The 24,663-nt window shown below is 72.9% G+C and carries 20 protein-coding genes; 14 read left to right on the top strand and 6 right to left on the bottom strand.

The window, feature by feature from the left end:
- Nucleotides 1-77: 77 nt before the first annotated feature.
- The 5 genes from pyk to ACQUQ1_RS04485 all read left to right on the top strand — a co-directional run bounded on the left by pyk (nt 78) and on the right by ACQUQ1_RS04485 (nt 5,023).
- Nucleotides 78-1,835, top strand: coding sequence for a pyruvate kinase (pyk, locus tag ACQUQ1_RS04505; RefSeq protein WP_435063071.1), 1,758 nt, complete (start codon nt 78-80; stop codon nt 1,833-1,835).
- An 83-nt stretch (nt 1,836-1,918) separates the two neighbouring features.
- Entirely contained in the window at nt 1,919-2,155 is a 237-nt protein-coding gene (locus tag ACQUQ1_RS04500) for a DUF7312 domain-containing protein (RefSeq protein WP_435063070.1), read from the top strand.
- Between the two features lie 24 nt (nt 2,156-2,179).
- Nucleotides 2,180-2,902 (top strand): NfeD family protein, encoded by a 723-nt coding sequence (locus ACQUQ1_RS04495; protein ID WP_435063069.1) that lies wholly within the window; start codon nt 2,180-2,182, stop codon nt 2,900-2,902.
- Between the two features lie 101 nt (nt 2,903-3,003).
- A complete protein-coding gene (locus tag ACQUQ1_RS04490) occupies nt 3,004-4,197 on the top strand; it encodes an SPFH domain-containing protein (protein WP_435063068.1) in 1,194 nt (397 codons plus the stop codon).
- Nucleotides 4,198-4,405: 208 nt separating this feature from the next.
- Nucleotides 4,406-5,023 carry a winged helix-turn-helix transcriptional regulator gene (locus tag ACQUQ1_RS04485; RefSeq protein ID WP_435063067.1) on the top strand — a complete coding sequence of 206 codons (618 nt, stop codon included), beginning with the start codon at nt 4,406-4,408 and terminating at the stop codon, nt 5,021-5,023.
- 33 nt (nt 5,024-5,056) lie between these two features.
- On the opposite strand, the gene ACQUQ1_RS04480 is transcribed toward ACQUQ1_RS04485, so the two are convergent.
- Together ACQUQ1_RS04480 and ACQUQ1_RS04475 are read right to left on the bottom strand one after the other, a co-directional pair.
- Complete coding sequence (locus tag ACQUQ1_RS04480; RefSeq protein ID WP_435063066.1) at nt 5,057-5,623, bottom strand: cysteine hydrolase family protein; 567 nt, start codon at nt 5,621-5,623, stop codon at nt 5,057-5,059.
- A complete protein-coding gene (locus tag ACQUQ1_RS04475) occupies nt 5,623-6,456 on the bottom strand; it encodes a YqcI/YcgG family protein (protein WP_435063065.1) in 834 nt (277 codons plus the stop codon). The genes ACQUQ1_RS04480 and ACQUQ1_RS04475 overlap by 1 nt, the downstream gene beginning before the upstream one ends.
- A 258-nt stretch (nt 6,457-6,714) precedes the next feature.
- Between ACQUQ1_RS04475 and dnaG the strand changes: the two genes are divergently transcribed.
- On the top strand, nt 6,715-8,157 hold the full coding sequence (dnaG, locus tag ACQUQ1_RS04470; RefSeq protein ID WP_435063064.1) for a DNA primase DnaG: 1,443 nt from the start codon (nt 6,715-6,717) through the stop codon (nt 8,155-8,157).
- A 62-nt stretch (nt 8,158-8,219) separates the two neighbouring features.
- Here the strand turns inward: dnaG and gpmI are convergent, their stop codons facing one another.
- Nucleotides 8,220-9,764, bottom strand: a complete 1,545-nt coding sequence (gpmI, locus tag ACQUQ1_RS04465) for a 2,3-bisphosphoglycerate-independent phosphoglycerate mutase (protein ID WP_435063063.1) — start codon at nt 9,762-9,764, stop codon at nt 8,220-8,222.
- A 595-nt stretch (nt 9,765-10,359) separates the two neighbouring features.
- On the opposite strand from gpmI, the gene mutS reads away from it, so the two are divergent.
- The 3 genes from mutS to ACQUQ1_RS04450 all read left to right on the top strand — a co-directional run bounded on the left by mutS (nt 10,360) and on the right by ACQUQ1_RS04450 (nt 15,325).
- Entirely contained in the window at nt 10,360-13,110 is a 2,751-nt protein-coding gene (gene mutS / locus ACQUQ1_RS04460; protein WP_435063062.1) for a DNA mismatch repair protein MutS, read from the top strand.
- 380 nt (nt 13,111-13,490) lie between these two features.
- Entirely contained in the window at nt 13,491-14,819 is a 1,329-nt protein-coding gene (locus ACQUQ1_RS04455; protein WP_435063061.1) for a ferritin-like domain-containing protein, read from the top strand.
- Nucleotides 14,820-15,016: 197 nt separating this feature from the next.
- On the top strand, nt 15,017-15,325 hold the full coding sequence (locus ACQUQ1_RS04450; protein ID WP_435063060.1) for a hypothetical protein: 309 nt from the start codon (nt 15,017-15,019) through the stop codon (nt 15,323-15,325).
- A gap of 4 nt (nt 15,326-15,329) precedes the next feature.
- Here the strand turns inward: ACQUQ1_RS04450 and ACQUQ1_RS04445 are convergent, their stop codons facing one another.
- From ACQUQ1_RS04445 to ACQUQ1_RS04435, 3 genes are all read right to left on the bottom strand, one after another.
- Nucleotides 15,330-16,766, bottom strand: a complete 1,437-nt coding sequence (locus ACQUQ1_RS04445; RefSeq protein WP_435063059.1) for a PAS domain-containing sensor histidine kinase — start codon at nt 16,764-16,766, stop codon at nt 15,330-15,332.
- Between the two features lie 84 nt (nt 16,767-16,850).
- Nucleotides 16,851-17,558, bottom strand: coding sequence for a hypothetical protein (locus ACQUQ1_RS04440; protein WP_435063058.1), 708 nt, complete (start codon nt 17,556-17,558; stop codon nt 16,851-16,853).
- A complete protein-coding gene (locus ACQUQ1_RS04435; protein WP_435063057.1) occupies nt 17,555-18,250 on the bottom strand; it encodes a DsbA family protein in 696 nt (231 codons plus the stop codon). The genes ACQUQ1_RS04440 and ACQUQ1_RS04435 overlap by 4 nt, the downstream gene beginning before the upstream one ends.
- A gap of 153 nt (nt 18,251-18,403) precedes the next feature.
- Here ACQUQ1_RS04435 and ACQUQ1_RS04430 point away from each other — a divergent pair, with 153 nt between their 5' ends.
- The 5 genes from ACQUQ1_RS04430 (at nt 18,404) to sppA (ending at nt 24,660) form a co-directional block, all read left to right on the top strand.
- Nucleotides 18,404-19,669 carry a Single-stranded DNA binding protein gene (locus ACQUQ1_RS04430; protein WP_435063056.1) on the top strand — a complete coding sequence of 422 codons (1,266 nt, stop codon included), beginning with the start codon at nt 18,404-18,406 and terminating at the stop codon, nt 19,667-19,669.
- The gene (locus tag ACQUQ1_RS04425; protein WP_435063055.1) at nt 19,666-21,441 is read left to right on the top strand and encodes an RPA family protein; all 1,776 of its coding nucleotides are present in this window, start codon (nt 19,666-19,668) and stop codon (nt 21,439-21,441) included. The genes ACQUQ1_RS04430 and ACQUQ1_RS04425 overlap by 4 nt, the downstream gene beginning before the upstream one ends.
- Nucleotides 21,442-22,281 (top strand): metallophosphoesterase, encoded by an 840-nt coding sequence (locus ACQUQ1_RS04420; protein ID WP_435063054.1) that lies wholly within the window; start codon nt 21,442-21,444, stop codon nt 22,279-22,281.
- A 224-nt stretch (nt 22,282-22,505) separates the two neighbouring features.
- Nucleotides 22,506-23,429: a coiled-coil protein gene (locus ACQUQ1_RS04415; protein WP_435063053.1), complete on the top strand. Its 924-nt coding sequence runs from the start codon at nt 22,506-22,508 to the stop codon at nt 23,427-23,429.
- Between the two features lie 208 nt (nt 23,430-23,637).
- A complete protein-coding gene (sppA, locus tag ACQUQ1_RS04410) occupies nt 23,638-24,660 on the top strand; it encodes a signal peptide peptidase SppA (protein ID WP_435063052.1) in 1,023 nt (340 codons plus the stop codon).
- The last annotated feature ends 3 nt before the right edge of the window (nt 24,661-24,663 follow it).

Raw genomic sequence — 24,663 nt, 5'->3', positions numbered from 1 at the left:
CGGTCGAACTGTTCACTCGGGCGCGAGTTCCGCTCCGCAGGCCTTTATACCGGGGCGCGTGAGGTTCGGGTAAGACTATGCGACGAGCCAAGATCGTCTGTACGCTCGGTCCCGCCTCCGACGACCGGGCGACGATACGGGCGCTCGCCGACGCGGGGATGTCCGTGGCCCGCCTCAACGCGAGCCACGGCGACACCGACCACAGGGGGGAGGTGATCGACCGCATCCGCGCGGTCGACGACGCGACCGACGAGCCGCTGGCGGCGATGCTCGACCTCCAGGGCCCGGAGGTCCGCACCGCCGAGATCGACGAGCCGATCGATCTGGAGACCGCCAGCGAGGTGTTGTTCGTCGAGGGCGACACGGCGACGCCCGAGCGCGTGGGCGTGACCCACGCCATCGACGCGACCGAGCCGGGCGACCGCGTCCTGCTCGACGACGGCCGGATCGAGGGGACCGTGACCGAGTCGACCGACGAGGGCGTCCTCGTCCGGATCGATTCGGGGGGCGAACTCGGGTCGCGCAAGGGCGTGAACGTCCCCGGCGTCGACCTCGGGCTCCCGACGATCACCGAGCGCGACGAGCGCGAACTCGACCTCGCGGCCACCCACGACGTGGACTTCGTCGCCGCCTCCTTCATCGGCGACGCGGGCGACGTGCACGCCGTCGCGGACGCGCTGGAGGCGCGCGGCGCCGGCGAGGTGCCCGTCGTCGCGAAGATCGAGCGCGCCGACGCCGTCGATAACCTCGACGGGATAATCGACGCGGCCTACGGCGTCATGGTCGCCCGGGGCGACCTCGGCGTCGAGTGCCCGCTGGAGGAGGTGCCGATGATCCAGAAGCGCATCATCCGCTCGTGCATCGAGACGGGCACGCCCGTCATCACCGCGACGGAGATGCTCGATTCGATGGTCGCCTCCCGCCGGCCGACCCGCGCGGAGGCCTCCGACGTCGCGAACGCGGTGCTGGACGGCACCGACGCCGTGATGCTGTCGGGCGAGACCGCGATCGGGAGCCACCCGGTGCGCGTCGTCGAGACGATGGACCGGATCGTCCGCGAGGTCGAGACGAGCGCCGAGTACGCCGAGACCCGCGAGGAGCGCGTCCCGCTGGCGGAGACGGAGTCGCGGACGGAGCCGCTGGCCCGGTCGGCGCGCTTCCTCGCGCGCGACACCGATTCCGCCGCCATCGTCGCCGCCTCCGAGTCCGGCTACACCGCCCGCCGGACCGCGAAGTTCCGCCCCGGCGTCCCGATCGTCTCGACGACGCCGAGCGACCGCGTGCGCCGTCAGCTGGCGCTCTCGTGGGGAGTACGGGCGATGTACGCCGACTACTCGACCAGCATCGAACAGATGATGGACTCGGCCGTCTCGGCCGCCCTCGACGCCGGCGTCGCCGAGTCGGGCGACACGCTCGTCGTCCTTTCGGGCATGATGACCGAGCTGGAGGGGACGAACACGACGAACACCCTGAAGCTCCACGTCGCCGCCGAGACCATCGCGACCGGCCGCCACGTCGTCGGCGGGCGCGTCGCCGGCCCGCTCCGGCGCGTCCCCGACGGCGACCTCACGGACGTGCCCGAGGGCGCCGTGGTGTACCTCCCGGCGGGCTTCGACGCGGAGTTCTCCGGCGACACGGGGAGGCTCGGCGGCATCGTCGACGCCCGCGCCGGCATGACGGGCTACCCCGCGCTCGTCGCACGCGAGGTCGGCATCCCGATGGTGTCGGGCGCGCCGCTCGCGGACGACGTCGCCGACGACACCGTCGTCACCGTCGACGCCGAGCGGGGCGTCGTCTACGAGGGCGACGTGATCGGCCACCGGCAGCAGCGCTGAACCGGGTATCGGGGACCCGTCCGACGGCCGTATCGGTTCCGTCCCCCGACACCTCTTTACCGACCGCCCGGCTAGCCGCGTCCATGTCCGACGATCCCCGCGCCGACGCCGGCGCGGACCCGGAGGTCGACGCCGACACCGACTCCGACGGCAACGAGTGGCGCTTCGCGCTCGACGAAGTGGGCCCCGAGGCGGAGGCGGAACGGGAGGCCGCGCGCAACCCCCCGATCGAGCCCGAGTCGATCGACGCCGAGAACGCCCTGTTCGTCGTCGCCGGCGTCCTCGGGACGCTCCTGCTCGTGTTCTCGGTGACTCTTTAACCCCGTCGAGCACCAAGGTCGGGTATGCTGCTCCAGTCGGGCCTGGTCGGTCCCGAGACGCTCCCCCTCCTGTTGATCACGGCGGGGCTGGCGCTGTCGATCGCCGAGGCGCTGGCGCCGGGCGCCCACTTCGTCGTGATCGGGGTGGCGCTGCTGGCCGCGGGGCTCGTCGGCCTCGCGCTCGGCCCGCTCCTCGGCGTCGTGCTCGGCCCGTTCGTCCTCGGCCTGCTGGTGCTCGTGTTCGGGGCTCTCGCCTTCTACGGCTACCGAGAGTTCGACCTCTACGGCGGGAAGGGACAGGCACAGACCACCGACTCCGGCTCGCTCCGCGGGGAGACGGGGCGCGTCACCGAGACGGTCACGCCCACCGGCGGCGAGGTGAAACTCGACGCCGGCGGCTTCAACCCGTTCTACTCGGCCCGGTCGATCGACGGGGAGATCCCCGAGGGCGAGGAGGTGATGGTGGTCGACCCCGGCGGCGGGAACGTCGTCACCGTCGAGTCGCTCGGCGGCGGCCTCGACGACATCGACCGCGAACTCGCGCGGGGGCGCGAGCGGCGCGAGGCCGAGGCGCGATCGAAGTCGGAGGGCGAGCCGGACGCCGGGAGCGAGCCGGCCGCCGGGGGCGAGCCGGCCGACGACCCCGACTCGGGTTCGGATCCCGAGCGGGAGCGCGAACGCGAACGCGGACCGGAGCGGGAGCGGGGGCGGGAGCACGAGCGGGAGCGGGAACGCGAACGCGAGTGACCGGGCCGACCGCAAGCGGGCGGCCGGGTCGAGGCCGCCGCGACCACCCCGAGAGTGACAGCGGCCGAACCCTTAAGCCGGGGCGGGCGAAGGGCTAGGACATGGTCCTCGTACCACTCCAGTTCGCCGGGATCGGCGCCGCGACGATCGGGATCCTCTTCCTGCTCGTCGCGATCGTCGCCGTCTACCAGGCGATCGTCATCGTCGACGCCTACGAGAAGAAGGCGCTCACGGTGTTCGGCGAGTACCGCAAGCTGCTCGAACCGGGTATCAACGTCGTCCCGCCGTTCGTCTCGCGGACGTACACCTTCGACATGCGGACGCAGACCCTCGACGTCCCGCGCCAGGAGGCGATCACCCGCGACAACTCGCCGGTGACCGCCGACGCCGTCGTCTACATCAAGGTGATGGACGCCAAGAAGGCGTTCCTGGAGGTCGAAGACTACAAGACCGCCGTCTCCAACCTCGCGCAGACCACCCTGCGGGCGGTGCTGGGCGACATGGAGCTGGACGACACGCTGAACAAGCGCCAGGAGATCAACGCCCGCATCCGCAAGGAGCTGGACGAGCCCACCGACGAGTGGGGGATCCGCGTCGAGAGCGTGGAGGTCCGCGAGGTCAACCCCTCGAAGGACGTCCAGCAGGCGATGGAGCAGCAGACCTCCGCCGAGCGCCGCCGGCGGGCCATGATCCTGGAGGCGCAGGGGGAGCGCCGCTCCGCCGTCGAGTCCGCCGAGGGGGAGAAGCAGTCGAACATCATCCGCGCCCAGGGTGAGAAGCAGAGCCAGATCCTGGAAGCGCAGGGCGACGCGATCTCGACGGTGCTTCGCGCGAAGTCCGCCGAGTCGATGGGCGAGCGCGCGATCATCGACAAGGGGATGGAGACGCTGGAGCGCATCGGCCAGGGCGAGTCGACCACCTTCGTCCTCCCGCAGGAGCTCACGAGCCTCGTCGGGCGCTACGGCAAGCAGCTCACCGGCTCGGACGTGCAGGAGAGCCAGGGGCTCGACTCCCTGGAGTTCGACGAGGAGACCCGCGAGATGCTCGGCCTCGACGACATCGAGGACATCCTCGGCGAGATCGACGAGGCCGCCCAGATGGACACCGAGGCGCTCGAACAGGAGGCCGCCGCCGTCAAGGACGGCGACATCGGCGGCGACATCGCCTCCGCCGACGAGGTGATCGCCGAGGCCGACCAGGGGGACTCGATCGCGTCCGCCGACGAGGTCGTCGCCGACTCGGATCCCGGGTCGGAGTCGGCCGACGACGCCGAGGCGGAGTCGGAGACCGAGTAACGGAGCGGTCCGCCCTCCCCCCGTCTCCGTTCGTGTTCCCGTTCGACCGGGCGCCGCGTCCGTGAGCGTCGGCCTTCCGGCGTCCGCCTCCCGATCGGATACGTCCGTCTGCGGTCCCGTCGCGACAGGCTCGCTACCGGCCGTCGATCGGCTTGTCACCGGCTGACACAACGACACCCTTTTGCGTGCAACCTCGCTACAGGTCGGTGTGACACGCGAGGTCGACGCGGACAAGCGCGCGACGCTCCGTCGGTTCGCGGCGCTCGGCGCCGCGACGCCGCTTGCGGCGAGCGGGCGCGCGGCCGCCGACGGGGCGGAGGGCGACGACTCCGCCCCGCGCGACGCCATCCGCGGCTACCTCGCGACGACGCCCGGCGCCCACTTCTCGAAGCTCCGGGACGACCTCTCGCTGGCGACCGGCGAGGCCCAACACCACCTCCGTCGGCTGGAGTCGGCCGACGAGATCGTCTCCCAGAAGGACGGCGACTACCGTCGCTACTTCCCCGCGGGCCGCTTCTCGGCGTTCGAGCGGCGGGCGCTCGGCTACCTCCGGCGCGACACGCCGCGCGGGATGCTGCTCGGCCTGCTCCGCGACCCCGGCGCCTCGGGCGCGGACCTGGCGCGCGCGCTCGACGTGTCGCGGGCGATCGTCTCGACGTACGCGGGCGACCTCGTCGAGGCGGGCCTGCTCGACACCGAGGACGGCTACCGCGTGGCCCGCCCCGAGGCGGTCATCGCGCTCGTCGTCCGCTACGCCGACTCCTTCGGGCGCGACGCGGTCGCCTTCGCCGACGACGCCGCGGCCTACATCAGCTACGACGGCTGAGCGACCGGGCGGCGGACGGCGCGGTGCGAAGGGTCACTCCGCCGCCAGCGACGCCAGCACCTCGTCGGTCGTCGAGAGCGACGCGAACTCCCCGCGAAGGTGCGCGAGCGCGGTCCGGTGGACCGTCTCCGGGTCGAACTCCTCCCCCTCCGGACCGGTCCGCGCGTGCGTCGCCGTCGCGTCGGTCACCACCGTGGGCGCGAACCCGAGGTTCTCGGCCGTCCGCGTCGTCGTCGACACGCAGTGGTCGGTGGTGAGCCCCGCGACGACCAGCCGTTCGTGGCCGGCCTCGCGGAGGCGCCGCTCCAGGTCGGTCCCGACGAACGCCGAGTTGACACGCTTGACGACCTCGTGCTCGCCCGCGCGCGGCACGAACGGCTCCTTGAACGCGAACCCGGGCGCGTCGCCCCGGAGCGGCGAGTCCGGCTCCGTCGAGTCGTGACGCACGTGGACGACCGCGCCGTCGCGCTCGCGCCAGGCCCCGAGCAACCGCGCGGCGTTCGTCTCCGCCTCGGGGTTGTTGCGCTCGCCGTAGGTCGGGTCCTCGAACCCGGTCTGGAGGTCGACCAGCAGGAGCGCGGGCAGGCCGCCGGCCGTCATCAGTCCGCCTCCTCGGTGGCCGTGGGGGTCGCCGGCGACTCGCCGGCGTCCAGTGCGGTCACCTCGGGCGTCACGGTCAGCGGGCACTCGTCGGGGAACTGCGACTCGTCCGCCGAGAAGAGGTACTGGCGCCACTCGCGGTCGCCCTCGACGCCGTAGTCGCCCAGGTCGGCGTGCGGACAGACGCCGTCGTAGTCGCCGAGGCGACCCTGGATGACCTCGCGGGCGCGGGCGCCGGCCTCGGTGTCGTGGGTGAGGCCGTCGAACACGTCCCGCGGCTGGAAGGTGATCTCCAGGCTGACCGGACAGTAGCGACTCCGGCGCTCCTCGTAGAACGGCGCACGGCACGTCGGGAACATCGGCGTCCCGCCGAAACAGAACTCCCAGTAGGGACCGTCCGGGTCGGTCGGGACGTCGTCGGGCCACGGCTCCGGGTCGTTCACGTGGAGGAACTGGAGCACGTGCCACAGCGTCTCGTGCCAGTCGGCCTCCGAGAACGACTCGGCCCCGTCTTCGGGGGGCGCGAAGAACGCGACGAGGGGGGCGAGGTCGGCGTGGTCGGGGTAGACGTCGAGGTACTCCAGGACGGTGTCGCGGAACGCGAACAGGGCGTCGGGCTCCGTGAACGACGGGACCGCGGTGTACAGCAGGTCCCCCCGCTCGACGGCGTTCGTCCCGAAGTGGCAGGGGAACGGCGTCCCGTTCCGGTCGCCCGTGAGGGCGCCGGTGAACGTCTCGACGTGGCGGGCGAGCCACGAGGGGGCGTCGTCGGCCCGCGCCCGCTCGGTCATCGTCTCCTGATCGCACAGCGCCTGCAGGTGGGGTTCGTTCATGGGTTCGATCCCGGCCCGCGACCGCGGCGGCCGGATCCGTCGATACCGACGGGACGACGCCTCAGCGTATGGGTCTTTCGTCGCGGCGGTCGTCGGTGATCGGTCGTCAAGCGCGCCCGGCGTGCGTCCGGCCGTGACCGGCGATCCGGGCGGCATCGCCCGCGCGACGACAGGTATTTCCACCCTCCGATACTTATATACTCGTCGGCGGTACCCGCCGCCAGCACATCACCATCAGCCCCACGGAGGGGACATCACATGGACGATTCAGCCAAATACCTCATTCACGCCAGGATCACGGCCGACGGCGTCGTCGAGCGGAGCGACGTCGTCGGCGCCGTGTTCGGACAGACGGAGGGCCTGCTCGGCGACGAGCTGGACCTCCGCGACCTGCAACAGTCGTCGAAGATCGGACGCATCGACGTGGACATCGACAGCGAGAACGGCCAGAGCTTCGGCGAGATCACGATCGCCTCCGGCCTCGACAAGGTGGAGACCTCCATTCTCGCGGCGAGCCTGGAGGCGATCACCCGCGTCGGCCCCTGCGAGTCGCGCGTCGAGGTCACCGAGATCGAGGACATGCGCTCGGCCAAGCGCCGGGAGGTGGTCGAGCGCGCCAAGGAGCTGCTGGCCAGCTCCTTCGACGACTCGGTGATGGATTCGACGGACATCCTCTCGGAGGTCCGCGAGTCCAACCGCGTCGAGCGCATCGACGAGTACGAGGGGCTTCCCGCCGGACCCCGGGTCCACGACTCCGACGCGATCGTCGTCGTCGAGGGGCGCGCGGACGTGCTCACGCTGCTGAAGTACGGGATCAAGAACGGCGTCGCCGTCGAGGGGACCAACGTCCCCGGCGCGGTGGCGGACCTGACGCGCGAGCGCACCGTCACGGCGTTCCTGGACGGCGACCGCGGCGGCGAGCTCATCCTGAAGGAGCTGGCGCAGGTCGGCGACGTTGACTACGTCGCGTTCGCGCCCGAGGGCCGCTCGGTCGAGGACCTCAGCCGGCACGAGCTGATGGCCGCCCTGCGCGAGAAGGTGCCGTTCGAGTCCGTCGACCTCGACGCGGTCGGAGGGGGAGGCGACGACGCCGACGCGTCGGACGTCACGAACGGGGACGGCGAGGGCGACGCCGGAACGGGGTCCGGCACCGGCGGCGGAACGGGCCCCGACGACGGCACGAACGACGGGTCCGCCGTCGCCGCCACCGACGGCAGCGCGGCGCCCGCGCCGGACGCCGACCCGGCGCCCGGGAGCGTCGAATCGCCGCCGAGCGCGACGACGCCCGAGACGCCGAGCGCGTCCGACTCGCCCGCCGAGAGCGACGAGTCCGACGACAGCGGCCCGGTCGCCGACGACGACGCGGAAGGCGGCGCGACCGCCGGGGCGGACGAGGACCGTCCGCGGTCGCTACAGGACCACGTCGCCGCGGTCGTGGGCGGGGGCTCGAACCGCGCGCGGCTGCTGGACGCCGACTGCGGCGTCGTCGAGGAGGTGCCCGCGGCGGACGTGTTCGACGCCGTCTCCGGAGCCGACGGGTCGCCCGTCGCGCTCGTGCTGGACGGCGAGCTCTCCCAGCGCGTCCTCGACGTGGCCGCCCAGCGCGGCATCTCCCAGGTCGTCGCGGAGTCCGAAGGCGAGTACGTGAAACGGCCCGCGAGCGTCCGCGTCGTCACCGCCGACCGGATGCTCTCGGCGTAGCGGACGGAACGGAACGGAACGGGCGACCGGCCGCGTCGCCGGCGCCGACCGGGCCACACCCGCTACTCCTCGTCGTCGCCGTCGACCAGCAGCGGCACGCCCGTCATCGGCTCCGGCCGGTCGACGCCGAGGAGCGACAGCAGCGTCGGCGCGATGTCGATCAGCGAGCCGCCCTCCCGGACCGTCGCCCCGCCGTCGGTCCCCCCGGGCGTGACCGAGACGAACGGCACCGGCGCGAAGGTGTGGGCCGTGTGGGGGTCCTCGGGCGTGCCCATGTCGTCGGCGTTGCCGTGGTCGGCCGTCACGAGGAGGTGGCCGCCGGCGGCCCGGACGGCCTCCGCGAGCCGGCCGAGCTCGCGGTCGACCGCCTCGACGGCGGCGACGGCGGCCTCGAAGTCGCCGGTGTGGCCCACCATGTCCGGGTTCGCGTAGTTGAGTACGAGCACGTCGGGGTCCTCGGTCCCGATCAGGTCGATGGCCGCGTCGGTGAGTTCCTCGGCGCTCATCGCGGGCGTCTCCTCGTAGGTGGGCACGTCCGGGCTCTCGATTATCCGCCGCAGCTCGCCCTCGAACTCCACCTCGCGGCCGCCGTTGAGGAAGTAGGTGACGTGGGCGTACTTCTCGGACTCGGCCATCCGCAACTGCGTCAGCCCGGCCGCCGAGAGCACCTCGCCGAGTGTGTCCTCGGGCTGGACCGGCGGGAACGCGACCGGCAGGTCGAACTCCTTGTCGTACTCCGTCATCGTCACCAGTTCGACGTCGGGCGGGCTCGTCTCGATCCCCTCGGCCTCCCAGTCGGCTGGGTCGATGTCGGCGAGCATCCGTGTGAGCTGGCGGGCGCGGTCGGCGCGGAAGTTGAAGAAGACGACGCCGTCGCCGTCCTCGATCCCCGGTTCGCCGTCGACGGTCGTCGCCTCGACGAACTCGTCGGTGTCGCCGCGCTCGTAGCTCGCCTCGACGGCCTCGACCGCGGAGGCGGCCGAGTGCTCGGCCTCCCGGTTCACGATCGCGTCGTAGGCCCGCTTCGTCCGCTCCCAGTTGCGGTCGCGGTCCATCGCGTAGTAGCGCCCGCAGACGGTGGCGGCGTCGCCGGTGCCGCGGTCGGCGGCGTGTGCCTCCAGCCTCGCGAGGAAGTCGCGGCCCGACTTCGGCGCCGTGTCGCGGCCGTCGGTGAACGCGTGCGTGACGGCCTCGACCCCCCGTTCGGCGGCCGCGTCGATCAGCGCGTGGAGGTGCGCCTGGTCGCTGTGGACGCCCCCGTCGCTGACCAGGCCGAGGAAGTGGACGCGGCCGTCGTTCGCGTCCGCGTGCTCGAAGGCCCGCTCGATGGCGGTGCCCTCGACGAACTCGCCGGCCTCGATGGCGTCGTTGATCCGGGTGTACTCCTGGTAGACGGTCCGGCCGGCGCCGATGTTCATGTGGCCGACCTCGGAGTTGCCCATCTGGTCGTCCGGCAGGCCCACGTCCCGGCCCCAGGCGGTGAGCGTGCCGAACGCGCCCGCCTCCCGGAGCCGGTCGAAGGTCGGGGTGTCGGCGGCCCTCACCGCGTCGCGCCGGTCGTGGTCGCCGAGGCCCCAGCCGTCGAGGATGACGAGTGCCGCTCGCATGGTTGTCGGGCGTGGGTTCTCCGGGCGGCGTGTTGACTGCGTCGGTTGCCGCGATCACCTGTGTCTGTGGAGGTCGGTGTCAGAGGAGACTCGCTCGGGATCGACTCCTCGCAGTTCCCGAAAGCCCCCACGGCTCTCGACTCGCGCGACCCGCTCTGCGCTCCTCGCTCCGTTCGCTTCGCTCACTTCGCTGCGGTGCTTGAGGGGCCGTGCCTCCCCGAGAGCCGCGGCCCCTTTCATTCCCACCCGACCGCACAGCACAGTACCGCACCGCGCCTCTCCCTCCCCAGCCGACTCGCTCGGTCGCTCCGCTCCCTCGCTCGCCCCTCGCGCGGTCCCGGCGCGGACGGAGCCGCGCCGGCACGCGCCACAGCCGATGCGGTTCACACTCACTGGCCGTCCGGGGCGGCGATCGCCCCGTCCCGACCTCCGGGAAGGAATGCAAGGGGCCGAGGGGGCCTTCGCAGTCGTCGTTCACAGGTCAGTGGTCGTGGCGATATCTACCTCCTCTCCTGTACCGATACGACCGACCCGACACACCTCGGATCGGACCCGTAGCGTTTTACCCGCCCACGGCACCACCACCTACCAGACAATGACGACCGACGCCGGCGGCATCGTGGGCGAGTTCCTCTCGCTGAAGGAGTCCACGGACGCGGACGTGCTCGCGATGCAGTGCGGCGACTTCTACGAGTTCTTCGCCGAGGACGCCGAACTCGTCGCCGACGAACTCGACCTCAAGGTGTCCCAGAAGTCGAGCCACGGCTCCTCCTACCCCATGGCGGGCGTCCCCCTCTCGGAGCTGACGCCGTACCTGAAGGCGCTCGTCGAGCGGGGGTACCGGGTCGCCGTCGCCGAGCAGTACGAGACCGACGACGGCCACGCTCGCGAGATCGAGCGGGTCGTCTCCCCGGGGACCGTCGTCGACCCCGACGGCGCCGAGGCGCGCTACCTCGCGGCCGTCGAGCACGACCCCGGCGCCGACGAGCCCTGGGGCGTCGCCTTCGCGGAGGTGACCACGGGGCGGTTCCACGCCGCCGCGCTCGCGGACCTCGACGACGTGCGGGCGGAGCTCCACCGCTTCGCGCCCGTGGAGCTGCTCCCCGGGCCGGGCCTGCGCGACGACGACGACCGCCTCGCGGACCTCCGGGAGGCCACCGACGCCCGCCTCACCCTCCACGAGTCGGAGGCGTTCGCGCCCGGGCGGGCCCGCCACCGCCTCGGCGACCACTTCGGGAGCCAGGCGCTTGAGGCGGTGGGGCTCGACGCGGACCCGGCCGTCGCCGCCGCCGGCGCGGTCCTGCACTACGTCGACGAGACGGGCGCGGGCGTGCTCGCGTCGATGACGCGCCTCGGCGGGCTCGACCCGGGCGGCCGCGTCGCGCTCGACGCGACCACGCAGCGCAACCTCGAGCTCGTGGAGACGATACAGGGCGAGCGGTCCGGGACCCTGCTCTCCACGCTGGATCACACCGAGACGGCGGCCGGCACGCGCCTCCTCCGTGAGTGGCTCACCCGCCCGCGACGCGACCGGGAGGAGCTGGAGCGCCGGAGCGCCGCCGTCGAGGCGTTCGCGGGCGCCGCGCTCGCGCGGGACCGCCTGCGCGACGCGCTCGACGGCACCGCCGACCTGGAGCGCCTCGCCGCCCGCGCGACGAACGGCTCGGCCGACCCGCGGGACCTGGTCGCCGTGCGGACCGCGCTCGGGCGGCTCCCGGAACTGGCGGCGGCCGTCGAGGGCACCGCCCTCGCGGACTCGCCGGTGCCGGAGGTGCTCGCGCGGCCCGATCAGTCGGCCGCGCGCGACCTCCACGACGAGCTGTCGGCGGCGCTCGCGGACGACCCGCCCGCCAGCCCCGCGGACGGCGGGGTCGTCGCCCGCGGCTACGACGGGGAACTGGACGAGCTCGTCGCCGAGTACGAGGAGTCGCTGGAGTGGCTCGACACGCTCGCCGAGCGCGAGAAGCGACAGTACGGCCTCAGCCACGTCTCGGTCGGCAGGAACAAGACGGACGGCTACTACATCCAGGTCGGCAAGTCCGCCGCCGACGGCGTCCCCGAACACTACCGCGAGATCAAGACGCTGAAGAACTCCAGGCGGTTCGTCACCGACGAACTGGAGGAGCGCGAGCGCGCGGTACTCCGCCTGGAGGAGCGCCGGGAGGACCTGGAGCGGCGCATCTTCGCGGAGGTCCGCGACCGGGTGGCCGAGGAGGCCGAGCTCCTGCAGGACGTGGGGCGGGCGCTGGCGGAGCTGGACGTGCTCGCCGCGCTGGGCCACCACGCGGCCGCGAACGACTGGACCCGTCCCGAGTTCGCCGACAGCGACGAGCTCCGGATCGAGGCCGGGCGGCACCCGGTCGTCGAGCAGACGACGGACTTCGTCCCGAACGACCTGCACATGGACCGCGACCGGGGCTTCCTCGTGGTGACGGGGCCGAACATGAGCGGGAAGTCGACCTACATGCGCCAGTGCGCGCTGATATCGCTGCTCGCGCAGGCCGGGAGCTTCGTCCCGGCCGACGCGGCGACCCTGCCGCTCGTGGACGGCGTCTACACCCGCGTGGGCGCGCTCGACGAGCTCGCGCAGGGGCGCTCGACGTTCATGGTCGAGATGCAGGAGCTGTCGAACATCCTCCACTCCGCCACCGAGGACTCGCTGGTCATCCTCGACGAGGTGGGCCGGGGGACCGCGACCTACGACGGCATCTCCATCGCGTGGGCGGCGACGGAGTACCTCCACAACGAGGTGCGCGCGAGGACGCTGTTCGCGACGCACTACCACGAGCTGACCGCGCTCGCGGAGCACCTCCCGCGCGTGGCGAACGTCCACGTCGCCGCGGAGGAGCGCGACGGCGACGTGACGTTCCTCCGGCGCGTGCGCGAGGGCCCGACCGACCGCAGCTACGGCGTCCACGTCGCCGACCTCGCGGGCGTGCCCGACCCGGTCGTCGCCCGCGCGGACGAGGTGCTCGACCGCCTGCGCGAGGAGAAGGCCATCGAGGCGCGGGGCGGCGAGACCGGCGCGGACGCCGGCGGCGACGGGGGGACGAGACAGGCCGTCTTCGACCTCTCGGCCGGCGAGTTCGTCGGCGGCGGGGAGGACGGGAACGCCGACGCCGACCGCCCCGCCTCCGCCGCCGGCAACGGCGCCGCGGTGGCGACGGCCGACGGCGACCGTGCCGCCCCCGGCGACGCGGACGCGACGGAGTCCCCGGCGCCCGAACTCGGTCCGGAGGCCGAGGCGGTGCTGTCGGCGCTCCGGGAGACCGACGTGAACGAGACGCCGCCCGTCGAACTCATGGCGAAGGTGCAGGAGTGGCAGGAGCGACTGGACGAGGAGTGACCGTCGGCCGGGTCGGCCGGGGGGCCGGGACGGGAGCGCGGGCCGGTCAGTCCGCCCGCGTGCCGGCGCGACGCCCGGTACGTCGCGGAGGCGCCGCGTGCGTTCCTCGAACAGGTCGCCCCCGCAGGCCGCACACGCCGTCGGCTCCTCGACCCCGTCGTGGCCCGTCCCGCACGCCTCGCAGGGGTAGAACCGGAGCCCGAGCACGGGTGCGGTAGGCTGCCGAGGCGCAGGCGGCCGAGGCGCAAACAGGTCCCGGTCGGACGACCGTCGCCCAGTCGGGACGAAATTGGGAGAGACTCCGCCCCGACGCCGGAGACAGTCCCGTCGGAGTTCGGAAATGGTACTTATGCTGATAGGTGGTCGGTGGAGGTGTAGCAATGACGACCCCACGACGCGGCTCGAACGCGGACGACGACTCGACCGGGAACCGGTTCACCCGCCGGCGGTTCGCGGGCACCGTCGCGGCGGCCGGCGCCGTCGGCATCGCCGGCTGTGCCGGCGGCGGCGGCGGCGCGGAGACCGACGAACCGACCGAGGGGATGGACACCCCGACGGACACGCCGACGGAGACGGAGACCGACACGGAGGAGGCTCCCCCGAACCCGGACGTGGACGTGCTGAACTACGCGCTGACGCTGGAGCACCTCGAGAGCGCCTTCTACCGCGAGGGGCTCTCGGAGTTCTCCGACGACGAGATCATGATGGCGGACGTGCTGTCCGACTTCGGCGAGGCGGTCCGCATGGACGTGCCGGAGTTCCTCGCGGTCGCGGGCGAACACGAGGCGGCCCACGTGAGCGCGATCTCGGCAACCATCGAGGACCTCGGCGGAACGCCCGTCGAGGAGGCCGAGTACGACTTCGGCTACTCGACCCCCTCGGAGTTCCTCGCGACGGCGCAGGCGCTGGAGAACACCGGCGTCGCCGCCTACACGGGCGCGGCCGCGGCGATCAAGCAGAACGCTGTGCTCGGGGCGGCCGCGGGCATCCAGAGCGTCGAGGCGCGCCACGCCTCCTTCTTCAACCTCGTGAACGGCGACTCGCCGTTCCCGAAGGGCGTCGAGGAGGCGAAGTCTGTCGACGAGGTGCTGGAGATCGCCGGCCAGTTCGTCACGAGCGAGGCCGCCTCGCCGGCGCCGCTCGACGGCGAGGACGAGCCGACGGCCGACCGGAAGGCCGAGGACGACACCAGCGACGTCGACGTGCTGAACTACGCGCTGACGCTGGAGCACCTCGAGAACGCCTTCTACCGCGACGGCCTCGCGGAGTTCTCCGACGACGAGCTGATGAACGCGAGCGTGCTCTCCGACTACGGCGAGGAGCTCCGGATGTCGGTCCCCGGCCACCTCGAAACCGTCGGCGCCCACGAGGCCGCCCACGTCGACGCGATCGCGAAGACGGTCGAACAGCTCGGCGGCACCCCGGTCGAGGAGGCCGAGTACGACTTCGGGTACACGAACCCCTCGGAGTTCCTCGGCGTCGCCCGCGCGCTGGAGAACACGGGCGTCTCCGCGTACGCCGGGCAGGCCGGCACCGTCGCCAACGACCAGGTGTTCGGCGCGGCCGTCGGCATCCACGCCGTCGAGGCGCGACACGCGTCCTTCCTGAACGAGCTGAACGCCGAGTCGCCGTTCCCGATGGCGGTCGACCAGCCCCGGACCATGGAGGAGGTCACGGAGATCGCGAGCCAGTTCATCGTCGAGGAGTGAGCGTGTCCGAGCGTGCCGCGCGGTCCGGGCCCCGGTCCCGCCTCGGCGCCGGCACGGACCCCGACCGCCCGACCGCGCTCGACCCCCCGCTGACGGTTCCCGACAGCCCCATCCGGACCCCGACGCCCGCCGACCGCACCCCGCGTCCGGCCGCGCCCCTCCGACCGTCGGAGGCGCCCGGGGGCGGGAGGTAGCGCGTGGTCTCCGTCTGGGCGGACGTCGCGCGGGTCGCGGCCGCGGTCAACCTCGTGCTGTTGGCCGCCCTGCTGGTCGTGTGGGGACGGAACGCGGTGCGGCTCCGCTCGTCGCACGCGCTCGGCTTGAGCACGTTCGCGGCGCTGCTGTTCGCGGAGAACGCGGTCGCGCTGTACTACTACCTCGTCGACCCGACGCTGTCGGCGTGGTTCTCCTCGGCGGTGCCGCCGGTCGCGTGGCGCGCGATGCTGACGTTGCACCTGCTGGAGACGGTCGCGCTCGCCGCGCTGGTGAAGATCACGCTGGATTGAGTTCCTACCCCTCGTCCTCCCTCGCGCGGACGTCCTCACCGTCCACGTCGGGCGGCCGGCGGAACAGCGCCGTGACACGGTTCCCGCCGTCCGGGCCGTGTTCGAACCGGATCTCCCCGTTCGAGAGTTCGACCATCCAGTGGACCAGCCAGAGGCCGAGCCCCGACCCGTGGCTGAGACGGTCGATGTCGTGGTCCCCGGTGAGGACGGCGTACTCGTCCTCCGGGATCGGCGGGCCGTCGTCGACGACGACGACGCCCACGCGGTCGCCCTCCGCGACCGTCGACACCGACACGCGGGGCCGGTCGGTCCCGGCGTGACAGACGGCGTTCGTCACGAGTTCCCGCACGGCGACCACGAGGTCCGGAACCGCGAGCGCGTCGTGCCCCTCCTCGACGCTCGTCTCGACGGTCGCGGCCGGGTGGTCGGCGCGGACCTCCTCGGCCGCGAACCGGACGGCCCCCGAGAGGTCGACCGCGACCAGTTCCTCGGTGTCGGCAAGGGTCTCGACGATGACGCGCTCCTTGTCGGCGGTCGCCAGCAGCGACTCGACCGTCTCGACGATCGACGCGAGCGTGGCGTCGGTGGGCACCTCCTCCCGCTGCTGCAACAGTTCGACCCGGCCGAGGATCACGTTGAGGTCGTTGCGGAGGTTGTGGCGGAGGAGCCGGCCCATCACGCGCAGGTGTCGCTCCCGACGGCGTCGGTCGGTCACGTCGCGGACGAACCCGGCGACCCTGACGACCTCGCCGTCCCCGAACACGGGGCGGCCCTGCACCCACACCCACCGCCGGTAGTCCGTGTCGGGGGCGACTCGGTACTCGATGTCGACCGGCTCGCCGGCCGAGAGCTCCCGCATGGCCGCCCGGACGCGGTCGCGGTCGTCGGGGTGGACCCCCTCGAGGAACGCCAGCGGGTTCTCCCGGAGGTCCTCGACCGGCATCCCCCACACGTCCTCGTAGGCCTCGTTGACGAACAGTAGCTCCGACCAGTCGGCGTCGAACATCCACAGCACCTCCGTCGTGTTCGCGGCGATCTCCCGCAGGCGCGACTGGATCTCCTCGCGCTCGGTCTCCGCCCGCCTGCGCTCGGTCACGTCGGTGGAGCTGACCACGTACCCGTCGAGGCGGTCGTCAGTCGAGTTCATCACCCGGCTCCGCAGCCACACGTACCCCCCGTCGGCGGTCCGGTGACGGTACTCGACCTCGGTGGCCGCCCCCGGCTCGTCGGCGATGACCGTCTCGAACGTCGACCGCACCCGCTCGCGGTCCTCGGGGTGGACGTACCCGAAGCTAACCGTCCCGAGCAGCTCCGCGGGCTCGAACCCGACGACCCGCTCGGTCGCGGCGTTGGCGTAGCGGTAGGTCCCGTCGCCGTCGACGACGACGATCTTGTCGTGGGCGTTGTCGAGCAGCGCCACCAACTCCTCGGACCCGTACACGCCCCGGTCTGCGAGCGGAACCGTGGTAAAGGCACGCCAACGTGTGGGACGAGCGTCACGGCGGGCCGGAGCCGCCACCCGCCCTCAGACGTCCACCGGACAGCCGCGGATCTCGGCCCCGCGCATCCCGTCGGCGAGCCAGAACAGCGACAGCCCCAGCGGAACGAGCGCCAGCAGGGTGAACTCCAGCCCCTCGAACGGGAGCAGGAGGACGAGCCCGGAGCCGCCGACCAGCGAGAGGACGCCGACGAGGACCGCCGAGCCGCAGGCGGCACACCCCGCCCCGAGCGCCCCCAGGAGCACGCCCACGACGCTGCCGGCGCCGCCCGCCGCGTTGCCGGCGGCCCCGCCGGACCCGTCGTCGCCGCCGCCCGACGCCCCGTCCGGGCCGCCGCGGTCGGCGACGCCGCCGAGGACCCCGTTCTCCCGGAGGTGGTACGCCGCGACCGCGACGTTCGCGCCGGTCAGCGCCGCCACGACCCCGAGCATCGCGCCCGCGGCCGGCTCGTAGGAGGTCCCGACGAACGGGTACTGCTCGACGAGGATCGTGAGCCGGGCCTCCAGCGGGAGCGCCCCCCCGATCACCGTGTCGCGCACGAGCGCGACGTTCTGGGAGAGGACGAACCCCGACAGCGCCACGACGGCGACCCCGACCGCGAGCGCCGCGTACGCGGGCACGCCGAGCACCAGCCGGACGGTCCGCGCGACCAGCCGGAGGTCCCGCCGCGACGAGGGGAGCCGCGGGAGCCCCAGCCGCCGGCGCGCGCGGGTGAGCGGGCTCGCCCCGCTCATAGCTGGAGGGCGGAGGCGATCGTCTCGTAGCTCACGCTGCCGGAGGCGAGCGTGACGTACGTCCCGTCCCGGAAGAGGAACAGCGTCGGCGTCCGGGAGACGGCGGCGTCCTCGCCGGCGTCCAGGTCCGCCTGGACCGCGTCGTCGTACGCCTTCGCCTCCGCGTCGGCGACGACGCCCGCCGCGTCGAGGTCGGTGTTCGAGGCGAGCCAGGACTCGGTCCGGTCGAGGACGTTGTCGCCGTTCAACTGGTTCTGGGAGGCGAAGTAGTAGTCGAACAGGTCCCAGTAGGCCTCCGCGCCCCCGTCGCGGGCGAAGACGGCCTCCAGCGCCTGCACGGCCGGCTTCCCCCACGGGTAGACGACGGGGTACACGCGCGAGACGAACCGGAGGTCGCCGTCGGCGACCGGGCCGGAGCGGAGCCGCGCGCCGGCGTTCTCCTCGAAGTTCCGACAGGTGGGGCAGGAGGGGTCCTCGAAGGCGACGACCGTCGCCGGCGCGTCCGCCGCCCCGAGGGAGGGCTGCTCGGAGAGGCCCGCGGCGGCCGGGTGGTCGCCGATCGGCGTCCCCGATCCGGAGCCGCCGTCGCCCGAGCCGCCGGAGCCGCCTCCCCCGCCGCCGAGACAGCCCGCGAGCGTGCCGAGTCCCGCGGCGCCGAGGACCGAGAGCGCCGAGCGTCGGGTGCGTTCCATACGCGTCCTGGGGGGACGCCGCACAAGGAAGTTCGCCCGAACGGGCGCCGGCGGCGCACGACCGTCCCGGCGGGTCCGGCCCCCCGCGCTCGCGGGCGCGCCCCCCGCGCGGTGAGTTTAACAGGAGTCGGGCGGAAGGTTCGGACGGAACACATGGACATCGACGCACACGCCGAGGAGCTCGCCTCCGCCCTCGGCGAGGACAAAGCGGAGGTCAAACGCGACCTGGAGAACCTGCTGGAGTACAGCGTCCCGATCGACGAGGCGAAGCAGTCCGTGCGCCGCAAGTACGGCGGCGCCGGCGGCGGCGACGCCTCGCCGTCGGCGGTCGACGTCGCCGACGTCACCCCGGAGTCGGGCAACGTCACCGTCACCGCGCGCGTGTTGACGGTCGGGAAGCGCTCGATCCGCTATCAGGGCGACGACACCGTCATCCGCGAGGGCGAACTCGCGGACGGGACCGGGCGGATCAGCTACACCGCCTGGCAGGACTTCGGGTTCGAGCCCGGCGACACCGTCACCGTCGGCAACGCCGGCGTCCGCGAGTGGGACGGCGAACCGGAGCTGAACATCGGCGAGTCCTCCTCGGTCGCGATGGAGGAGGAGCCGCTGGAGGTTCCCTACGAGGTCGGCGGCGAGCGCGACCTCGTCGACCTCTCGGCCGGCGACCGCGGCCGCACGGTCGAGGCGAAGGTGCTCGAACTGGAGCAGCGCACCATCGACGGGCGCGACGGCGAGACGACCATCCACTCGGGGGTGATCGGCGACGAGACCGCCCGCCTGCCGTTCACCGACTGGCAGGCCCGCGAGGAGGTGGTCGAGGGCGCCGAACTCCGCATGGAGGACGTGTACGTCCGGGAGTTCCGCGGCGTCCCCTCGGTGAACCTCACCGAGTTCACCGAGGTGTCGCCCGCGAGCGTCGAGGTGAGCGACGAGGCGCCCCGCGTGAGCATCGACGAGGCCGTCTCCTCCGGCGGCATGTACGACGTGGAGGTGCTCGGCAACGTGCTGGAGGTGCGGGACGGCTCGGGGCTCATCGAGCGCTGCCCCGAGTGCGGCCGCCTGGTCCAGAACGGGCAGTGCCGCAGCCACGGCCAGGTCGTCCCCGAGGACGACCTCCGGGTGAAGGCGATCCTCGACGACGGCACGGCGACGGTGACGGCCATCCTCGACCGCGACCTCACCGAGGAGGTGTACGGCGGCACTCTCCAGGACGCGCTGGAGGCCGCCCGCGACGCGATGAGCCGCGAGGTCGTCTCCGACGACATCGCCGAGACGCTGGTCGGGCGGGAGTACCGCGTGCGCGGGCACCTCTCGGTCGACGAGTACGGCGCGAACCTCGACGCGACGGAGTTCGAGGCGACGGGGGACGACCCCGCCGAGCGCGCCCGCGACCTGCTCGCGGAGGTGGGCGCGTGAGCGCCGGCGACGACGGGGGCGACGACTCCGGGCCGGGCGCCCGCGAGGTCGCCCACCGCCTGTTCGCCGCCGAGTTCGACGACGCCGACCTCGACCACTCCGAGAGCGACGAGGAGCGCGCGCCCAACTACGTCGTCACCCCGACCGGCCTGCGCGTCAACCGCCTGTTCGCGGTGGGCGTGCTCACCGAGGTGGAGTCGGTGAACGAGCAGACGCTCCGCGGGCGCGTGGTCGACCCGACGGGCGCGTTCGTCACCTACGCCGGGCAGTACCAGCCCGACGAGGCGGCGTTCCTCGACCGCACGACGCCGCCGGCGTTCGTCGCGCTCACGGGGAAGGCGCGCACCTTCCAGCCCGAGGACTCCGACCTGGTGTACACCTCCGTCCGCCCGGAGAGCCTCGCGACCGTCGACGCCGACACGCGCGACCGCTGGGTCGTCTCCGCCGCGGAGGCGACGCTCCGGCGGGTGGCGGTGTTCTCTCGCGCGCTCGAACTGGACGCCCGCGGCGACCGCCTCCGCGGGGCGCTGGAGTCGGCGGGCGTCCCGACGGCGCTCGCGGCCGGCATCCCGCTGGCCATCGACCACTACGACACGGGGACGCGCTACCTGGAGGCGGTGCGCACGCTCGCGGTCGACGCGCTGGAGGTCGTCGCCGACGAGCGCGAGGAGGTCCGCGCGCTCGCGGCCGACCCCGGCGACCGCGGCGGCGCCGACCTCGGCCCGCTCCCGGACGTCCCGTACGACCTCGACGCCGCCGCGATCCCGGACGAGGCGGCCGCGGACGACGGGTCGGAGGCGACGGCGGACGCCCCCGCGGACGCGGTCGAGGCGGCGGACGCGACCGGCGTGGACCCCGCGAACGCCGGCGACGCCGGGGACGCCGCGGAGCCGGCCGCCGCCGACACGGACGCGGCCGCCTCGACCGCCGCGACGGTCGACGGACCGGACGCGGGAGCCGGGGACGGCGACGTCGACGACGAGGCCGACCCGGTCGACGCCGCGGCCGAGCCCGCGGAGGCGGCCGGCGCCGAGCCGGACTCGGCGGACGTCGCCGAGGCGGATCCGGGCGCCGGCGCCGAACCGGAGCCGGCGGAGTCGGCGTCGACCGAGGACCTCGGCGGCTTCGACGACGGCGACGGCGACGACGGTCCCGGGGAGTTCGACGACGGTGACGACGACCTCGGAGACTTCGACGCCGGGACGGACTCGGACGTCCCCGTCACGGACGCGACCGACGACCTCGGCGAGTTCGACGCGGGGGAGGCCGCCGGCGACGCGGACGTGGACCCCGACGCCGACCCCGAGGACTTCGAAGACGCGCTCACGGACGAGGAGCGCCGCGAGGTCGAGGAGGAGCACGGCGTCGAGTTCTCCACCGGGACCGAGGTCCCCGACGCCGGCGAGTCGGGCATCGAGACGCCCGACCCCGAGCCGGCGGACGACGAGCCGGGTGACGCGGGCGACGTCGACGGCGACGACGGGGGTGACCCCGCGGCGAGCGCCGTCGACGCGGGCGCGAGCGCCGACGAGGTGAGCGGCGGGGTCGACGCCGGAGGCGACGAGCCCGCCGCCGATGTCGACTTGGAGGACGCCGTCGTGACGGTCATGGACGACCTCGACGACGGCGACGGCGCCGACCGCGGGGCGGTCGTCGCCGAGGCAGTCGACCGCTACGGCGCCGACGAGGGCGCCGTCGAGGACGCCATCGAGGACGCGCTGATGGGCGGGAAGTGCTTCGAGCCGACCGACGGGACGCTCAAGGCGATCTGAATGGGCGGCCGCGACGGGGAGCGCGGCGGCGGCGGAGGCGCCGAAGACGGCGACGGCGGCGGTCCGGGCGCCCCGGCGGCGCCGTCGGACCCGCTCGTCGAGCCGGTCCCCGACGCCCCGGCGGCCGTGGCTGACCTGGACGGCGAGACGGGCCTGCTCGTCGCCGACTACCACGCGGGCATCGAGGCGGGCCTGCGGTACGAGCGGGGCGTCGAACTCGACAGCGCCGGCGACGAGCGCCGCGACCGCGTGTGCGACCTCCTCGCCCGGACCGGGGCCGACCGGCTCGTCGTCCTCGGCGACCTCGGCCACCGCATCGCCGGCGCCGGCGACGCCGAACGCGGGGAGGTCGAGGCGCTCCTCTCGGCGGTCGGCGTCCCGGTCACGCTCGCGCTCGGCAACCACGACGTCGGGCTGGCCGAGGCGTTCGGCGACCGGGTCGACGTGACGCCCGCGGGGGGCGCCCGCCTCGGCGACGTGGGCGTGCTCCACGGCCACACGTGGCCGGCGCCCGAGGTGCTCGGCGCCCGGACGGTCTGCATGGGCCACGAGCACCCCGCGGTGCGCCTGGAGGACGCCGTCGGCGGCGGCCGCGCGGAGAAGGCGTGGCTCCGCGGTCCGCTCGCACGCGAGGCGTTCGCCGACGAGGTGGCCCTCTCGGGGGTGGCGTGGCGCGACCCGGAGCTGGTCGTGTTCCCGGCGTTCAACGACCGCTCGGGCGGGACGTGGGTGAACGTCGAGGGACAGGGATTCCTCGCCCCGTTCCTCCCGGACGGGCTCGCGTCCGCCGAGGCGTACCTCCTCGACGGGACCCGCCTCGGCGACTACCGGCGCGTGTGACCGGATCACACGTTTCCGGCGGTGTGAGTGCCCGTATCACGCGTTTTCGCGCTCGAACAGCGAAGGAGTTATATACGGAAGCCGTATATGTGTAGGTACCAGAACGCCTTCGGGCGTGGTGGCATCGATCGCTGAATGACACGGTGTTTTCACCCCCAGACGGACGCACGCACCCGCGCAGCGTCCGCTCCGTCCGAAGCAGTATGGTGTCGAGGTAACGAACCATGGTAACGAAAGACGAAGTTCTCGAAGAGTACGGTCTCGACCAGCTGGACGAATCACGAAACGTCTCCCTTTCCGAGGAGGAACTGGAGAACGACTCGAAGGGCCAGCTGATCAAGAAGGCCGGTCAGCTCCGCGACCGACGTAACGAGCTCAACCAGATGGCGTCCGAGCGCGCGTCCAAGCGCGACGACCTGAACGCGAAGACACGCGAGAAGGTCGACGAGGCCCAGGAGCACCGCGAGAAGCGGGACGAGCTCAACGAACAGGTCCAGGAGCACAAGGAGGCGCGCAACGAGCTGAACGCCGAGGCGAACGAGCTGTTCGACGAGGTCGAGGAGATGAAGCAGGACCTCGAGCTCGGCTCGGGCAAGTCCATCGAGGAGCTCAAGGAGGAGATCGAGGACCTCGAGTTCAAGCAGCAGACCGAGGTCCTCGGCGCCGAGGAGGAGCGCGAGCTCATCGAGAAGATCGAGAGCAAGCGCGAGAAGCTCGCCGAGAAGAAGGGCAAGGTCGACCAGAGCGACGAGCTCGAGGAGCTCATCGAGGAGGCCGAGGAGGTCCGCTCGGAGGCGTCGACGCACCACCAGAAGGTGACGGAGCTGGCCGACGAGGCGCAGGAACACCACAACCAGATGATCGAGGCCTACCGCGAGGCCGACGACATCCGGGACGAGGCCGACGCCATGCACGAGCTGTTCGTGGAGGCGCAGGAGGCCGCCGACCGGCACCACGAGGACTTCGTCCGCGTCCAGAAGCGCCTGCGCGAGCTGGACAAGGAGGAAGAGGAGGAGAAGAAGGAGGAGCGCGAGGCCAAGATGGAGGAGGAGCGCGAGGAGGCCGAGGAGATCTACCAGAAGTTCAAGGAAGGCGAAACCCTCGACACCGAGGACCTGATGAAGCTCCAGAAGACGGGGCTTCTGTAAGTCCGCCCGAGGCCGCGTTCGAACGCGCACGGTTCTGCGGTTTTCGTTCCCACGCCCGAGAGCGGCCGCGCCGCGGACGGCCGGGCGGCGATCGACCGCCCACCGAGCCGTCGCGCCGTACGCGGCCGCGTCGACGCCCGCGTCCCCGCGACGCGCGGGCGCCGCGCCCGCACCGGAATCTTATGCCGGGGGCGGTCCAAGCGCGGCCGTGACAGACCCGAACTCCACCCTCCGAACCGTCGGCTCCGCGGCGGCCCTCCTCGTCGCGGCGGCGGCCGCGGCGCTGGTCGGCGTTCTCCTGTTCGTGTGGTTCCCGGGCGACCTGGCCGAACTGCTCGGCGTGGTGATCACCGTCGCCGTCGTCGGGATCGCCGTCAAGATCGCGTCCTCGGCGCTCGGCTCCCGGTTCGCCGACTACACCGTCGCCGAGGTGGCCGTCGAGGGGCCGATCACACGCGACGGCGGCGGCGGCCGGCTGCCCTCCTCGCCGACGACCCCCGGGGCCGACGAGGTGGTCGAACAGATCGAGCGCGCCGACGAGGACCCGAACGCCGAGGCGCTTTTGGTGAAGCTGAACACGCCGGGCGGACAGATCGTCCCCAGCGAGGACATCCGACTCGCGGCCGAGCGCTTCGACGGCCCGACCGTCGGCTACGCGACCGACACGTGCGCCAGCGGCGGCTACGCCATCGCGGTCGGCTGCGACGAGCTGTGGGCCCGCGAGGGGAGCGTCGTCGGCTCCATCGGCGTCATCGGCTCCCGGCCGAACGTCCACGAGCTGGCCGACCGCCTCGGCGTCAGCTACGAGCAGTTCACCGCCGGCGAGTACAAGGACGCCGGCCTCCCGCTGAAGGAGATCTCGCCCGACGAGCGGGCGTACCTCCAGGGGATCGTCGACGACTACTACGACCAGTTCGTCGAACAGGTGGCGGAGGGACGCGACATGGACGAGGAGGCCGTGCGCGACACCGAGGCCCGGGTGTTCCTCGGGACGGAGGCGCACGAGCGCGGCCTCGTCGACGGCCTCGGCGACCGCGAGGCCGTCCTCGAACGGGTCGGAGAGCTGACGGGAACGGAGGCGACCGTCCGCGAGTTCACCCCACAGCAGGGGCTCGCCGCGCGGCTCCGCGGCGGCGCCGCGGCGACGGCGTACGCCTTCGGGGCGGGGATCGCGAGCGCGTTCCCCGGCGAGGGCGCCCCCGAGGGGATCGACGTCCGGTTCCGCAGGTAGGAC

Origin of the sequence: Halobaculum sp. EA56, from assembly GCF_051195075.1 — an archaeon.
Taxonomy (GTDB): domain Archaea; phylum Halobacteriota; class Halobacteria; order Halobacteriales; family Haloferacaceae; genus Halobaculum.
This window is presented reverse-complemented; position numbering and strand designations above follow the sequence as displayed.

Bases quoted from the DNA above. Each gene is read 5' to 3' on its own strand.
- ACQUQ1_RS04480 (WP_435063066.1), bottom strand. From the start codon at position 5,623: ATGACGGCCGGCGGCCTGCCCGCGCTCCTGCTGGTCGACCTCCAGACC.
- ACQUQ1_RS04455 (WP_435063061.1), top strand. From the start codon at position 13,491: ATGACGACCCCACGACGCGGCTCGAACGCGGACGACGACTCGACCGGG.
- ACQUQ1_RS04490 (WP_435063068.1), top strand. From the start codon at position 3,004: ATGGTCCTCGTACCACTCCAGTTCGCCGGGATCGGCGCCGCGACGATC.
- gpmI (WP_435063063.1), bottom strand. From the start codon at position 9,764: ATGCGAGCGGCACTCGTCATCCTCGACGGCTGGGGCCTCGGCGACCAC.
- ACQUQ1_RS04430 (WP_435063056.1), top strand. From the start codon at position 18,404: ATGGACATCGACGCACACGCCGAGGAGCTCGCCTCCGCCCTCGGCGAG.
- mutS (WP_435063062.1), top strand. From the start codon at position 10,360: ATGACGACCGACGCCGGCGGCATCGTGGGCGAGTTCCTCTCGCTGAAG.
- ACQUQ1_RS04440 (WP_435063058.1), bottom strand. From the start codon at position 17,558: ATGAGCGGGGCGAGCCCGCTCACCCGCGCGCGCCGGCGGCTGGGGCTC.
- dnaG (WP_435063064.1), top strand. From the start codon at position 6,715: ATGGACGATTCAGCCAAATACCTCATTCACGCCAGGATCACGGCCGAC.
- ACQUQ1_RS04495 (WP_435063069.1), top strand. From the start codon at position 2,180: ATGCTGCTCCAGTCGGGCCTGGTCGGTCCCGAGACGCTCCCCCTCCTG.
- ACQUQ1_RS04415 (WP_435063053.1), top strand. From the start codon at position 22,506: ATGGTAACGAAAGACGAAGTTCTCGAAGAGTACGGTCTCGACCAGCTG.
- pyk (WP_435063071.1), top strand. From the start codon at position 78: ATGCGACGAGCCAAGATCGTCTGTACGCTCGGTCCCGCCTCCGACGAC.
- ACQUQ1_RS04420 (WP_435063054.1), top strand. From the start codon at position 21,442: ATGGGCGGCCGCGACGGGGAGCGCGGCGGCGGCGGAGGCGCCGAAGAC.
- ACQUQ1_RS04435 (WP_435063057.1), bottom strand. From the start codon at position 18,250: ATGGAACGCACCCGACGCTCGGCGCTCTCGGTCCTCGGCGCCGCGGGA.
- ACQUQ1_RS04475 (WP_435063065.1), bottom strand. From the start codon at position 6,456: ATGAACGAACCCCACCTGCAGGCGCTGTGCGATCAGGAGACGATGACC.
- ACQUQ1_RS04500 (WP_435063070.1), top strand. From the start codon at position 1,919: ATGTCCGACGATCCCCGCGCCGACGCCGGCGCGGACCCGGAGGTCGAC.